This window comes from Paracoccus everestensis (genome assembly GCF_021491915.1).
Lineage (GTDB): Bacteria > Pseudomonadota > Alphaproteobacteria > Rhodobacterales > Rhodobacteraceae > Paracoccus > Paracoccus everestensis.
In genome coordinates this window covers 2,670,900-2,684,049 of record NZ_CP090836.1, presented here as the reverse complement: position 1 = coordinate 2,684,049, position 13,150 = coordinate 2,670,900, and the positions used below count along the sequence as shown (strand labels likewise).

Annotated in this window: 16 protein-coding genes; 6 read left to right on the top strand and 10 right to left on the bottom strand. The window is 67.8% G+C overall.

The window, feature by feature from the left end:
• Nucleotides 1–11 precede the first annotated feature (11 nt).
• Nucleotides 12–503 (bottom strand): RNA polymerase sigma factor, encoded by a 492-nt coding sequence (locus LZ585_RS13415; protein WP_234854033.1) that lies wholly within the window; start codon nucleotides 501–503, stop codon nucleotides 12–14.
• 91 nt (nucleotides 504–594) lie between these two features.
• On the opposite strand from LZ585_RS13415, the gene LZ585_RS13410 reads away from it, so the two are divergent.
• Both LZ585_RS13410 and LZ585_RS13405 read left to right on the top strand, forming a co-directional pair.
• Nucleotides 595–1,872, top strand: coding sequence for a S8 family serine peptidase (locus LZ585_RS13410; protein WP_234854032.1), 1,278 nt, complete (start codon nucleotides 595–597; stop codon nucleotides 1,870–1,872).
• Between the two features lie 42 nt (nucleotides 1,873–1,914).
• Nucleotides 1,915–2,961: an endonuclease/exonuclease/phosphatase family protein gene (locus LZ585_RS13405; protein WP_234854031.1), complete on the top strand. Its 1,047-nt coding sequence runs from the start codon at nucleotides 1,915–1,917 to the stop codon at nucleotides 2,959–2,961.
• Nucleotides 2,962–3,114: 153 nt separating this feature from the next.
• Here LZ585_RS13405 and LZ585_RS13400 read toward each other — a convergent pair whose 3' ends face one another.
• From LZ585_RS13400 to LZ585_RS13360, 9 genes are read right to left on the bottom strand one after another with little or no spacing between them, the layout of a single operon-like run.
• Entirely contained in the window at nucleotides 3,115–3,483 is a 369-nt protein-coding gene (locus LZ585_RS13400) for a hypothetical protein (protein ID WP_234854030.1), read from the bottom strand.
• Nucleotides 3,480–4,541, bottom strand: a complete 1,062-nt coding sequence (gene flhB / locus LZ585_RS13395; protein WP_234854029.1) for a flagellar type III secretion system protein FlhB — start codon at nucleotides 4,539–4,541, stop codon at nucleotides 3,480–3,482. Before flhB ends, LZ585_RS13400 begins: the two co-directional genes overlap by 4 nt.
• Nucleotides 4,538–5,296, bottom strand: a complete 759-nt coding sequence (locus LZ585_RS13390; RefSeq protein ID WP_234854028.1) for a flagellar biosynthetic protein FliR — start codon at nucleotides 5,294–5,296, stop codon at nucleotides 4,538–4,540. Before LZ585_RS13390 ends, flhB begins: the two co-directional genes overlap by 4 nt.
• On the bottom strand, nucleotides 5,293–7,386 hold the full coding sequence (locus LZ585_RS13385) for a flagellar biosynthesis protein FlhA (RefSeq protein ID WP_234854027.1): 2,094 nt from the start codon (nucleotides 7,384–7,386) through the stop codon (nucleotides 5,293–5,295). Before LZ585_RS13385 ends, LZ585_RS13390 begins: the two co-directional genes overlap by 4 nt.
• Nucleotides 7,383–7,664, bottom strand: coding sequence for a hypothetical protein (locus tag LZ585_RS13380; protein ID WP_234854026.1), 282 nt, complete (start codon nucleotides 7,662–7,664; stop codon nucleotides 7,383–7,385). Before LZ585_RS13380 ends, LZ585_RS13385 begins: the two co-directional genes overlap by 4 nt.
• On the bottom strand, nucleotides 7,661–8,527 hold the full coding sequence (motA, locus tag LZ585_RS13375) for a flagellar motor stator protein MotA (protein WP_234854025.1): 867 nt from the start codon (nucleotides 8,525–8,527) through the stop codon (nucleotides 7,661–7,663). The genes LZ585_RS13380 and motA overlap by 4 nt, the downstream gene beginning before the upstream one ends.
• 11 nt (nucleotides 8,528–8,538) lie before the next feature.
• Nucleotides 8,539–9,081: a MotE family protein gene (locus LZ585_RS13370; RefSeq protein ID WP_234854024.1), complete on the bottom strand. Its 543-nt coding sequence runs from the start codon at nucleotides 9,079–9,081 to the stop codon at nucleotides 8,539–8,541.
• The gene (locus LZ585_RS13365; RefSeq protein WP_234854023.1) at nucleotides 9,074–9,433 is read right to left on the bottom strand and encodes a hypothetical protein; all 360 of its coding nucleotides are present in this window, start codon (nucleotides 9,431–9,433) and stop codon (nucleotides 9,074–9,076) included. The genes LZ585_RS13370 and LZ585_RS13365 overlap by 8 nt, the downstream gene beginning before the upstream one ends.
• Nucleotides 9,430–9,906: a flagellar basal body-associated FliL family protein gene (locus LZ585_RS13360; protein WP_234854022.1), complete on the bottom strand. Its 477-nt coding sequence runs from the start codon at nucleotides 9,904–9,906 to the stop codon at nucleotides 9,430–9,432. Before LZ585_RS13360 ends, LZ585_RS13365 begins: the two co-directional genes overlap by 4 nt.
• 65 nt (nucleotides 9,907–9,971) lie before the next feature.
• On the opposite strand from LZ585_RS13360, the gene fliF reads away from it, so the two are divergent.
• The 4 genes from fliF to fliP are packed head-to-tail and all read left to right on the top strand — an operon-like array spanning nucleotide 9,972 to nucleotide 13,139.
• Nucleotides 9,972–11,591, top strand: coding sequence for a flagellar basal-body MS-ring/collar protein FliF (gene fliF, locus LZ585_RS13355; protein ID WP_256445628.1), 1,620 nt, complete (start codon nucleotides 9,972–9,974; stop codon nucleotides 11,589–11,591).
• The gene (locus LZ585_RS13350) at nucleotides 11,588–12,178 is read left to right on the top strand and encodes a hypothetical protein (RefSeq protein WP_234854020.1); all 591 of its coding nucleotides are present in this window, start codon (nucleotides 11,588–11,590) and stop codon (nucleotides 12,176–12,178) included. The genes fliF and LZ585_RS13350 overlap by 4 nt, the downstream gene beginning before the upstream one ends.
• Complete coding sequence (locus LZ585_RS13345) at nucleotides 12,166–12,423, top strand: FliM/FliN family flagellar motor switch protein (RefSeq protein WP_234854019.1); 258 nt, start codon at nucleotides 12,166–12,168, stop codon at nucleotides 12,421–12,423. Before LZ585_RS13350 ends, LZ585_RS13345 begins: the two co-directional genes overlap by 13 nt.
• A complete protein-coding gene (gene fliP / locus LZ585_RS13340) occupies nucleotides 12,420–13,139 on the top strand; it encodes a flagellar type III secretion system pore protein FliP (RefSeq protein WP_234854018.1) in 720 nt (239 codons plus the stop codon). Before LZ585_RS13345 ends, fliP begins: the two co-directional genes overlap by 4 nt.
• Nucleotides 13,140–13,150 lie beyond the last annotated feature (11 nt).

Below are 13,150 nucleotides of genomic sequence, written 5' to 3'. Positions count from 1 at the left end.
CGCGTGGCCTGTCATCTTATTCCCAGCCTGTCCGACAGCGCCAGCCGGGCGCGGGACAGGCGGCTCATCACCGTGCCCTTGGGAATGTCCAGAACGGCGGCGGCTTCGGCATAGCTCAGTTCCTCGATGCAGATCAGGTGCAGGATCTCGGCCTGCTCGGGGGGCAGGGACTTCATGGCATCCTGGGTGGCGCGCAGCATCAGGCGTGCCTCGATGGCGCGATCGTTGTCATCGGGCAGGGCCTCGGGAATATCGAAGACGTCGACCTCGACCCCCTGAGTGCGCTGGCGTCGCGTCACGTCGATAAAGGCGTTGCGGGTGATGCGGAACAGCCAGGGTTCCAGCCGCGCCGCCGGGTCATAGCTGGCGGACGCCCGGATTGCGCGTTCCACCGTGGTCTGGACCAGATCGTCAGCCAGATCGGCACGCCGGGCCAGCGACATGGCATAGCGGCGAAGATTGGGCAAAAGCCGGATCAGGGCCTCGCCGAAAGCTGCGTCCATGCCACCCCTCTTGGATTTTACGCGTTCCGGGGGAATATTTGCGGGTCTGTCGCGTCGATGTCCAGAAACGAACTGTCCAAGGGGACCGACCATGCCGAACCTGATGCTGTTTCTTGCCCTGGTGCTGCTGACCCTGATCAGCCAGCCGCAGGTCCAGTCCGATGGCTGGTCGCTGATCGCCACGGCCCTGGCGGACGACGACGGCGATGACGATGACGACGATGATGACGATGACGACGATGACGACGACCGGGTCGTCCGCCGCGCCCGTCCCGCCCCGGCGGCCCCCGCGCCCTTGCCCACGCGCGCGGAGAACGAGGTTCTGGCCCGTGGCCTGTCCGATGCCGACCTTGCCGCCTTGCAGGCCGAGGGCTTTGCGCTGCTGCAAAGCCGCGTCCTGTCAGGCGGCGACAGCCTGGCGCGGTTGTTGAAGCCCGCCTCCCTGCCCATGGATCAGGCCCGCGACAGGGTGCGCGATCTGGCCACCGGGGCAAGTGCCGATTTCAACCATTTCTATCGCAGCGAACAGGCGGGTGCGGGCACGCGCTGCGACACCGCCGATTGCCTGGCCCGCTACATGATCGGCTGGCCCGCAGGGCTGTCGGGCTGCGCCGCCTTGCCGCGCATCGGCATGGTCGATACCGGGCTGAACGCCGGTCACGCGGCCTTGTCGGACGCGAAAATTCATGTCCACCGCATCGACACCCAAGCGCCGCCATCCGACCTGCTGCACGGCACCGCCGTGGCCGCGCTTCTGGTGGGCGACGGGGACAGCCGCAGCCCCGGCCTGGTTCCGGGGGCCGAACTGATCGCGGTCGATGCCTTTCAGAAGGTCGCCCAGGATCAGCGCGCCGACGCCTTTGCCCTGATCGAGGCTCTGGATTACCTGACAGCCCAGGACGTGCGGATCGTCAACCTGTCGCTGGCCGGGCCGCCGAATGCCGCGCTGGCCCGGCAGATTGCGCAGATGGCAGCGGAAGATATCCTGATGATCGCGGCGGCGGGCAATGGCGGTCCCCGGGCCGCGCCTGCATATCCGGCGGCCTATGATCCGGTGCTGGCCGTCACGGCGGTCGATCGGCGGGGCCAGGTTTATCGCCGCGCGAACCGGGGCGAACACATCGACCTGGCCGCGCCGGGGGTGAATGTCTGGACGGCGGCGTCGATCAGCGGGGCGCGGACCAAGACCGGCACCTCCTTTGCCGCGCCCTTCGTGACGGCGGCGGCGGCGCTGATCTGGCAGCGCGACCCGTCGATGACGGCTGCGGATCTGCGCGACAGGCTGCGCGATGCGGCGCGCGATCTGGGACCGGACGGGCGGGACGCCATCTTCGGCGCCGGCCTGATCGCGGCCCCGCCGCCCTGCTGAGGGGGGCTTGGCAGGGCGTGCGGGTCATGCGACACCTGCCGCATGGGACGTTTTGTCTGGGTGATATGCCTTTGCCTTGCCGGTCCTGCGGCGGCCCAGGATCTGCGTATCGCCACCTATGATCCCGGTCTGACCCGCAAGGGACCGGGGTTGCTGCTGCGCGATATCCGCCGGGCCGATCCGCAGGTTCTGGCCGCAGCCCGGGTGATTGCGGAGGCGGCACCCGATGCGATCCTGCTGACCGGGATCGACTGGGACCACGACGGGCTAGCATTGTCCGCCTTTGCCGAGGTGTTGGACCAGGCGGGCCACCCGATGCCGCACCGCTTTGCCGCCCGCCCGAACAGCGGAATGCCGACCGGGCTGGATCTGGACGGCGACGGGCGGACCGGCGGGGCGGATGATGCGCAGGGCTTTGGTCAGTTTAGCGGCCAGAATGCCATGGCGGTCCTGTCGCGGCTGCCCTTGGGACCGGTCACGGACCATTCGGCGGCCCTGTGGCGCGACCTGCCGGGCAACCTGATGCCGCCCTCGGCGCCCGAAAGCCGGCGCCTGTCGTCCACCGCCCATTGGGACGTGCCGGTCCTGACCGATGCGGGTCCGCTGCACCTGCTGGCCTGGTCGGCCACCCCGCCCGTCTTCGATGGTCCTGAGGATCTGAACGGCCGCCGCAACCATGACGAGGCCGCCTTCTGGCTGCACCACCTGCCGGATGCGCCTTTTGTCCTGCTGGGCAATCCCAACCTGGATCTGGCCGATGGCGATGGCCGTGCGCAGGCAATGACCGCGCTGTTGGACCAGGCCCGTGATTCCCGGCCAAAGGGGGCTTTCCAGCCCGACCAGACCGGGGCCAATGCGGGGCAGAAGGGGGATCCGGCCCTGGATACGGCGGTCTATGATCCCGGCGGGCCGGGCAACCTGCGCGTGGACTATATCTGGCCTGCCAAGGCGCTGCGTGTCACGGACAGCGGCGTGATCTGGCCGGCGCCGGACGATCCGCTGGCCCCGGCAGTTGAGGCCGCGTCGAATCATCGGCTGGTCTGGGTAGATATCAAATGGGGGCCGGCGGCGGAACGCGCCGAGCCTTGAGGCTGGCGAAAAAGGGCAGGGTGAAATCCCCCTGCGCCGCCATATTGCCCGCAAGGCGGGTTCTCTCTCGTTGATGCCTCAAGGGGTTGCGCCGCGCCCTTTGCATGGCGCGTTCCGCAGGGCGGATTTCGCCATCTCTGCAGCGCCCAAGGTTCAGTACCCCGGCCCCTTCTCCTCTGCGCGGCGGGCCGCCGACAGGGTCAGCAGCACCTCGGCCCGGCCGAATTCGCGGGCGGCGTCGCGGCGGGCGGCGTCGAAACGCGGCAGCATCCGCGCGACCTCGGCCTCGGCCTGGTGCAGTTCGCGGGCGCTGCGGCCGGCCTGGGCATTGGCGATGCGCGCCTCGGCTACGGACAAGGGGGCAGTGCTGCGATAGCTTTGGTCAAGCGCGGTGCGCATGGCCCCCGCGTGGTTCTGGGCCTGCGTCATATGCAGGCCGAAGGCCGCGAAGCGTTTCAGTTCGCGTTCCGCCTTGATCCGGGCGATGCGTTCCAGTTGCACCAGCTTGTCGCTGTTCTTCACCACCCGGCCCTCGCCTTTTCGCGCATCTTTTCGGCAAACCGGATCGCGGCCGCAACGGCGGCGAACTGTTCGCGGCGGATTTCCTGGCCCACCTCGACCGTGGCGTGGATCGCGCGGGCGCAGGGCGGGTCCGAAAAGACCGGCACCTTGTTGTCGCGCGCGCGTTCGCGGATCCGGGCCGCGACCTCGTCCGTGCCCTTGGCGAGGCAGACCGGCGCCCGCCCGCTGCCGCGTTTCCATTCCAGGGCCACGGCGTAATGGGTGGGGTTCACGATCACCACGTCGGCACGCGCGACATCGGCCAGCATCTGCTTGGTGGCAATCTCGACGGCACGCTGGCGGCGGGCGGCCTTGAAATGCGGATCGCCTTCGGAATCCTTGTATTCGTCCTCCATCTCCTTGCGGGTCATGCGGTTCTTGCGGCGGTGGTCGAATGATTGCCAACCCATGTCCAGCCCCGCAAACAGGACCGAGATCGCAAGCGCCAGGGCCAGCACCCGTCCCAGCAGCACGCCCAGATCGGCGATCCAGCGATCCCCCGCCAGCGGGCTTGCCATCAGATGGCCCAGAAGCGCGCGGAACAGGAACCACCCGCCCGCGCAGACAAACGCCACCTTGCCCAGCGAGATCGCGAAATTGACCAGCCCCGACTTGCCGAACTTCTGCGACGCCGTCTTCATCGGGTTGATGCGGTTCATGTCGAATGCCAGCTTTCCGGGCGCGAAGACCAGCCCGCGCGCCCCGATCAGAGCCACGATCATCACAAGCGACGGCACGGCGGCAAGCGCCAGCACCGCCCAGCCCGCGTATTGGCCAAGCGCAACGGCCACGGTCCCGGCGGCACCGGGCGCCCAACCCTCGGATCCCAGGGCGCGCATGGACATCGACAGCCAGGCCTTGACCGCAAAGCCCCCGCCGACCGCGAAGGCCAACCAGACACCCAGATACATCGCCGCAACATTCAGTTCTGCCGACCGGGGAATGTCGCCTTTTTCGCGCGCCTTGCGCAGCTTCTGGTCGGATGCCTCGAAGGGCTTGTCGTCGTTTTCCTCGCTCATGGCGCCCCCGGCAGCACATGGCCCAGGATCGCATCGGCCCACAGCGCGATCAGCACCGGCGCCAGCATGGCAAGGGCCGCCAGGGCCAGCATGATTGCCGCAGGCGATCCGATGAAGATCACCGGCAGGGCAGGCATGACCCGGTTGATGACGCCCGACAGCGCCTGGAACATGAATCCGCCCAGGGTGAAGGGCGCGGCCAGCAGCATCGCGATCCAGAAGCCGCGGGCGACAAGCCGGATCGCCTCGGCCGCCAGGCCATCGGCATCGGGCCAGCCCCCGGGCGGCCAGATCGCCAGACTGTCGGCCATCAGCTGCACCAAAAGGATCGGCAGGCCCAGGGCCATCAGCACCGCAAGCCCGGCCAGGTGGACCAGGTTGCCGATGGGATGGGGCGCGGCCTCGTTCTGGCCGCCCACCAGTTGCGACAGCGACGCCGTGGCCGCAATGGCAGAGGTCGCGATGTCCAGCGACAGCGCCAGCAGCCGCAATCCCATTCCGGCCGCCAGCCCGATCAGCGTTTCGCCCGCGGCCTGGCCCAGGGTGGACAGGGTATCGGCGGGCGGCAGGGCGGGCGGCACCAGTCCCGCCAGCATCGGCGTGACGGCCAGGGCGGCGGCCGCGCGCACGCGGACCGGGACCACCCGTTCGCCCAGTCCCGGCAGGACCAGGACCAGGGCCTGGACGCGAAGATAGACCAGCACCCATGTCCAGCCAAAGCCCGGCAGCACCTGGGAAAGCCCGTCCCACATCATTCGACCTCAATGGTGCCGACCAGTCGCAGTTCGGCGCCGGGATCGATCTCCTCAAGCCCCAGGACGGGCAGGGCGATGCCGTTCGATCCCAGAACCGCGCGCAGCATCCGCCGCCGGTGATCGGGCGCGACCAGCACGGTCTGCAGCGCGGGCTCGACGGTGGCCATGGCGCGGCGTGCGGCCTCCAGCAGCTTGCGCGACAAGGCGGGGGTCATGGCGCCGCCGCCCGCGCGGCCTGTCTCGGTGTCGGCGCGGACGAACTCGGCCTCCCATGCGGGATGCAGTTGCAGGGCGGAAACGCCGCCCGCCGGATCGCTGTATTGCTGGGTGATCTGGCCGCGCAGCCGCTTGCGGACCAGTTCATAGATCATCTCGACCGAATCGATGCCTCGGAATTCTGCCATCGCATCGACGATCAGCGGCAGGTTGCGGATCGAGACCTTTTCATCCAGCAGCGCACGCAGCACCGCCAGCAGCGTTTCGGGCGAAACCTTGTCGGGGATCATGCCGTCGAAATAGCGCCGGTTGCGTTCGGCCCGCGCGCTGTCCGACAGGGTCTTCAACTCCTCGATCTGGCGCTGCATGGCGCCCAGGGTCAGCAGGGACGACAGGTTGGCCTTGACGACCTCCATCAGGTGGGTGGACAGAACCTCCATGGGCGTAACGACCGTGGCTCCTTGCGTTGCGGCATCGTCCTGGGCGTCGCGGTCGATCCAGCGGGCGGGGCTGAGGTAAACGGGTTCGCGCACCGCATCGCCCTGCAGACCCTGCAGGACGTGGTCGGGACCAAGCGCCAGGATCGCGCCGGGCCGCAGGCTGCCGCGCCCGCGCACGACGCCATGAATGCGTATCTGGTAGTCGCCGGGATACAGGTCGTCGGTGTCGGTGATGCGCACGTCAGGCAGGATCAGGCCATAGGCGCGGGCGATGTGGATGCGCAGGTTGGTGATCCGGCTGCCCAGACCCCGCGCCTGGTCAAGCGCGATCAGCACCAGATCGGTGCCGATCTCCACGCTGATCTCGTCGGTGTCCAGCACGTCGCCGATCCGGGCGGCGGGGCGCGGGGCAGAGGTTTCTGGCGGCAGGTCGGGCAGGGCTGTCGAGGCCAGGACGGCTTTGCGGTGCAGCCGCCAGCCGCAATAGGCCATGGCCCCGGCGAATGCCAAAAACAGCAGCCGCGGCATTCCCGGCACAAAGGACATCAGCACCATCGCGGCCGCGACAACCGAAACGGGTTGCCAGCCGCGGATCAACTCGCTGGAAAGCAGCCGCGCGGTCGTGTCGTTGGCACCCCCCCGCGACAACAGCAGCGCCGCCGCCATCGAGGTGATGACGGCAGGGATCTGGCCCACCAGCCCGTCGCCGATGGTCAGGTGGGAATAGGTGGCCATTGCCTCGCCCACCGGCATTCCATGCGACAGGATGCCGATCCCCAGGCCCACCAGCAGGTTGACCAGGGTGATGACGATGCCCGCCACCGCATCGCCCTTGACGAATTTAGAGGCGCCGTCCAGCGAGCCGAAGAAGTTGATCTCCTGCTGGTCGTGCTGGCGGCGGGCCTTGGCCTCCTGGTGGTCAATGGCGCCGGCATTCAGGTCCGCGTCGATGGCCATCTGCTTTCCGGGCAGCGAATCCAGGGCAAAGCGCGCCGCGACCTCGGCCATGCGGCCGGAACCCTTGGTGATGACCATGAAGTTCACGATGGAGATCACGGCAAACACCGTCAGTCCGACCATCAGCGACCCGCCTGCCACAAAGCTGGCAAAGCCGTTGATGATATGGCCGGCCGCCTCCGTGCCGGTATGGCCTTGGGTTAGGATCAGCCGGGTGGAGGACACGTTCAGAGACAGCCGAATCACCAGCGTCACCAGAAGCAGCATCGGAAAGGCCTGGAAATCGGTGGGCCGTTCCACCAAGGAGGCCATGACCAGGATCAGCACCGCCGCCGCGATCGACAAGGCAAAGCCGAAATCCAGGATCGCGGGCGGCAGCGGGATCACCATCGAGATGACGATCAGCACCAGGCACCCGGTCACAAGGACCGAGGTGTCGAAGGATTTCAGGCGATTGGCGCGCAGAACGGCGGTCATTCGGCACCTGCCTTTGTCGGGGCGGGATCCAGAATGTCGGACAGCGCCCAGGGATCGCTGGTCAGAAGCCCTGCCCGGCGCAGGAAGACCAGGGCCTGAAGGCGCGCCTCGGGCGGCATCCGCATCAGCCGGGCGCGATAGTCCGGGGGCAGGGATTCCCCGTCCAGCAGCCAGCCCGTCGCCTCGTCCGCCAGGGCGGCGGCATCGGGCAACAGGGCTGGATCGGCCGGGGCGCTGCCCGACAGCGCGATCGCCATCACCATCGCTCCGATCATCATGCGGCCTTCTTCAGGTCGCGCAACGCGGCTTCCAGCGTGTTAAAGCTGGGGCGGACATGATCGGGCACGGTCTGGCGCCCGACCTCGACGCACAGGGTGGTGGCGTGCTGGTGCAGGCCCGCGATCAGCACCGACTTGATCACGTCGAAGAAGGCCAGATCCTGCTTGATGACGCCGCCCAGCCTGCCTGCCAGGGGCGCCACGAAACCATAGGCCAAGAACACCCCCAGGAAGGTGCCGACCAGGGCGCCGCCGATCATGCCGCCCAGCACGGCGGGCGGCTGGTCGATCGCGCTCATGGTCTTGATGACCCCCAAGACGGCTGCGACGATCCCAAGCGCGGGCAGGGCGTCGGCCATGGTTTGCAGCGCGTGCGGCACGTGCATCGCGTCCTCGCGCAGGCCTGCCAGGCGGCGCGACAGCATATCCTCGACCTGATAGGGATCGTCATAGTTCAGGCTGGCCGACCGCAGCGTGTCCGCGATCAGCGAGACGACCTCGTGATCGGCCAGAAGCCGGGGATAGGCCGTGAAGATGGGCGATTCGGTCGGGTTCTCGATATGCTGCTCCAGGGCCACGGGGTTTTCGCGCGCGATCTTGAGCAACTGGAACATCAGGCACAGCACGTCCTGATGGTCGGATTCCTTCCATTTCGATCCCTTGAAGGCCTGGATGATGCCGCCGGGCGTGTGTTTCAGCGTATGGCCGTCGTTGGACAGCAGATAGGATCCGATGGCCGCGCCGCCGATCATCATCATCTCGAAGGGCAGCGAGTGCGTGATCACCCCCATCTTGCCCCCGGCCAGGATATAGCCGCCAAAGACCATGGCGAAGGTAACGACGATTCCGACGATGCCGAACATGGCTTTCTCCTTCAGTCGTTCTGGACGCTGCGGGCGCCCATCTGGGCGGTCAGCAGGGCAGCCTGGCGCGGCTCGACCGCCGCGATGATGCGGGCGCCGGTTTCCGGCTGGACGCGCATCAGGATCTCGGCGGCGAAATCGGGGGGCAGGTTGGTCAGCACTGCCGCGGCCTCGGCCGGCTTCATCTGGTCGTATACGGCGACTAGGCGGTCGATATCCGCACGCACGGCTTGGGACGCGCCGTCGCGGCGCGACTGGATGCCGGATTTCTGCTGGCGCAGTTCGGTGGCGCGGGCACGCAGCGCGGCCTCGGCGGTGGCGATCTCGGCCTTGCGGGTGTCCATCGCCTCCATGTAGCGTTCGATCCGCAGCGCGCGGTCGCGCAGTTCGGTCGCAAGCGCCACGGCTTCTGGCACGTCGGTGCAGCCTTGCAGCAGGTCGCCGGAACTGGCGGAGGCCGCGAAAAAGCGCGACACATCCCCAGCCTGCCAGATCGCGGCCCCGGCAGGGACGGCAAAGGCCAGCGTAAGCGCGGTCAGGATCGATTTACGCATCGCCGTTAACCACCCGCTTGCGCAACCGGCGCATGGGGATGACGGGCGCGGGCTGGGCGGCAGGCGCCTGGGCCTGGGTGATCTTCTGGCGCAGATCCCACAACGCGCGTTCCTTGCGCGCGGATGCGATTTCCGCCGACAGCGCCCGGCCTGCCGCCGTGGCTTCGTCCTTGGCCTCGCGGATCGCGCGGTCCAGGCGGTCCACTTCGGACGCCATGATGGCGATGGCGCCGCCCAGGCCGGTTTCCAGGTTGTTGAGCCTGCGCAGGCGGCGCGACAGGATCAGGCAAAAGGCGCCGAGGCCCAGGGATGCGGCCAGCAGGGCGGCCTGAAAGACATGGTCCAGTGTCATTTGAAGCGAAACTCCGTGATCAGCAGATCCTTGATGGCGTCCTCGCCCAGGACATAGCGGGTGCGCGCCAGCAGCTCGGCCCGGATGATCTCCAGGACGCCGCGCTTGTCATAGGCGGCGGGGTCGATGCCCGACAGGAAGCTGGTGAAGGCGTCGGACACGCGCGGCATCAGATGCGCGACCTCGGCCTGATGGGCGCTGTTGGTTTCCAGGCTGGCCGCGAGAACCAGGCTTTGTCCCGATCCGCCGGGGATGATCAGGTCGACGGTGGGAACCGTCACGAACACCACCGCCGGTGCCTTGGGGGCTTCCTCCTTGGAGGCCATGATCGCAGCGGGCGACCACAACCCCAGATAGGTCGAGGCAAAGCCGCCCCCCGCGAAGGCCAGGGCGGCCAGGATCGGGATCAGCTTTTTCTTGCCGGATGCCTTGGCAGGTGGGTCGGCTGCCAGATTCGCGGTCGCATCGGTCATGGTGATTCTCCGTCGTGACAAGACGGAATTAGCACCCTGCGACTAACCAAATCTTAACGACGCCCATGTCATCAACACCGGGACACGAGGAACCTGACGCTGATTCGAAAGGGCCGGTTTTGCAAAAATTGCAGGACTATTGGACAGAGCGAAGCTCACAACAGAAAGCCATCCTGGTGGCGGCGTTTCTGACGACATTCCTGGCCATCGCGGGCTTTGCCTGGGTGGCGAACCGGCCCTCGATGAGCCTGCTTTACGGCGGCCTTGATGCCGCCCAGGCGGGCGAGGTCGTGGCCGGGATCGAGCGTTCGGGCGTGCCCTACGAGGTGCGTGGCGATTCGATCTGGGTCGATGCCGCCAGCCGCGACAAGCTGCGCATGGATCTGGCAGCCCAGGGCCTGCCCGCTGCGGGGGGCGCGGGCTACGAGCTGCTGGACGGGATGTCTGGTTTCGGCACCACGTCGCAGATGTTCGACGCCGCCTATTGGCGCGCCAAGGAAGGCGAATTGGCCCGGACGATCCTGGCCCTGCCCAATGTGAAGACCGCGCGGGTCCACCTGGCCATCGAGAGCGGGCGCGGATACCGCCGCGACGGCCAGGGCAGCGCGTCCGTCACCATCGCCACCAACGGCGAGGGGGTCAGCCGCGAGCAGGCGGCGGCGCTGAAATACCTGATCTCGTCGGGTGTGCCGGGCATGACGCCCGAATCGGTCACGGTCATCGACGCCCAGCATGGCATCGTCGCCGCCGGAGAGGATGAGGCAGGCGCGGACCGCGCGGCCGAGATGAAGCGCAACGTCCAACGCATCCTGGAGCCTCATGTCGGCATCGGCAACGCCATTGTCGAGTTGAACCTGGACGTGGTCACGGAAACCGAGATGCTGACCGAACAGCGCTTCGACCCCGACAGCCGCGCGCTGATTTCCCAGGTGACCGAGGAAACCACCGACCAGAGCAACTCGACCGGAACGGGCGCGGTCACGGCGGCCTCGAACCTGCCCGATGGCGACCAGGCCCAGGGTGACAAGTCCGAGGCGAACCGCCAGGAAACCCGCCAGCAGGCCAATTACGAAGTGACCCGCGTGACCCGCGAGGTGTCGCGCCAGCCGGGATCGACCCGGCGCATGACGGTCGCGGTGCTGGTCAATGGCGTTCCCGAGGAAAATGCCGGGGGCGAGGTGCAGATGGTGCCGCGCAGCGAGGGCGAACTCGACGTGCTGCGCGAGCTGGTGGCATCCGCCGTGGGCTTTGACGAGGCGCGGGGCGACCAGATCACCGTCAAGTCGCTGCCCTTTGCGGGCCTGGGACAGGATGGCACCTCTGCCGCGCCGGGCTGGATGGACCGGCTGGAACTGAACGGGCTGGCGCGCATCCTGCTGATCGGGCTGTTCGCCCTGGCGCTGGTGTTCCTGGTGCTGCGCCCGGTCCTGAAGGGCCGCGCCCGGCCCGCCCTGGACAACAGCCGCCCGGCGCTGGACGCGCCCGCCCTGACCGGCACCATCCTGCCCACGGTCGAGGTCATGCCGGAGCCCATGGTTCCGCCCGCGCCGCCGCGCGCGCCCGAGCAACTGGCGCTGCCCCCGGTCGATCCGGTCGCCCGGCTGCGCAGCATGATGAAGGAACGCCATGACGAAAGCGTCAAGATCCTGACCGGCTGGATCGACAACAAGGAGAATGCGCTGTGACCCTTGCGGTACTTAAACTCGAATCCTTTAGCGCGGCGGTGGCGGCGCAGGGCGCTGCCCTGACCTTCAGCCGCGAGGCGCTGGACCAGGCCTTTGCAGATGGGCTGGCCGAAGGCATGGCCCGCCACGGCGACGAACAGGCCCGCACCCTGAACGCCGGCCTGGATCGCCTGGCCCGGGCGCTTGCCGATGACGAGGCGCGCCGGGCCGACCTGCGCCGCGAGGCGGTCGAGGCCCTGGCCCCGATCCTGACACAGATCCTTGATTGCCTGGCCCCTGCCGCACAGTCGCGCCGCCTGGAAGAGGCGCTGACCGAGGAATTGCTGCGCTTGTCCCGAGCCGCCCCCCCCTTGCGCGCCAGCATCGCCTGCGGGCCGTCGCTGCGCGCGATGGTGGATCGCTGCCTGGCCGATTGCAGGCTGGCGGGGATCGAGGTCACCGCGACCGAATCCGACCGCATTTCCCTGTCGCTGCAAGGCGGCCGGATCGAACTGGAACCGGCGCGCCTGGCGGGCGACATCCGCGCGCTGCTGACCGAAATCAACGAGGCCAAACCGGAGGGAGACGAAACATCATGGACGCATTGAACCACCTGATCGACACCGACGCCATCAAGGTCGAGGTGACGGTGCGGTTGGGCCGCACGCGCCAGACCGTCGCGCAGCTTTCCTCGCTGCGGCCCGACGATATCCTGCTGCTGGATCAGTCCATCGACGAAGGCGTCGAGATCTGCGTGGGCGACAAGGTCATCGCGCGGGGCGAGTTGACGGCGGACGCCACCGCCGAGGATCGGCTGTGCGTGCGCATCCTGCCCGGCCCCGGCGCGGCATGATCCATCGCGCGGCTTTGGCGGCGGGGCTGGTGGTCCTGCCCACGGCAGTCCTGGCGCAGGATCAACTGGGCCAGATCGCCGAGCAGGTGGGGCAGGGCCTGGGCCAGAACGCCGTGCTGCTGGTGGGTGCACTGACGGCGCTGTCGCTGGCGCCTGCCATCGCCATCACCGTGACCTGCTTTCCCTTCATCGTCACCGTGCTGTCGATCCTGCGCCAGTCGATCGGGCTGCAATCCTCGCCCCCCAATATGCTGATCGTCAGCCTGGCGATGTTCCTGACCTGGTTCATCATGGACCCGGTCCTGCGCGAGGCGTGGTCCGTCGCGGGCGCGCCCCTGCAGGACGGGACCATCACCCTGGGCGAGGCGATCCGGCGCGGAATCGTGCCATTCCAGGACTTCATGGCGGCCCGCACCGACCCCGACACCCTGGCGGGCCTGGCCGAGATCGCGCCCGGCTCCGGCGACCGCAGCACCCAGTTGTCGGTGCTGATCCCGTCCTTCATGCTGTCCGAAATCCAGCGGGCTTTCGAAATCGGCTTTCTGATCGCGCTTCCCTTCCTGATCATCGACCTGGTGGTATCGGCCGTGCTGATGTCGATGGGCATGATGATGGTGCCGCCCGTCGTGGTGTCCTTGCCCTTCAAGCTGGCCTTTTTCGTGGCCGTGGACGGCTGGTCGATGATCGCGGGGGCCTTGGTGCGCAGCTATCAGTGACGCGCGTCTTG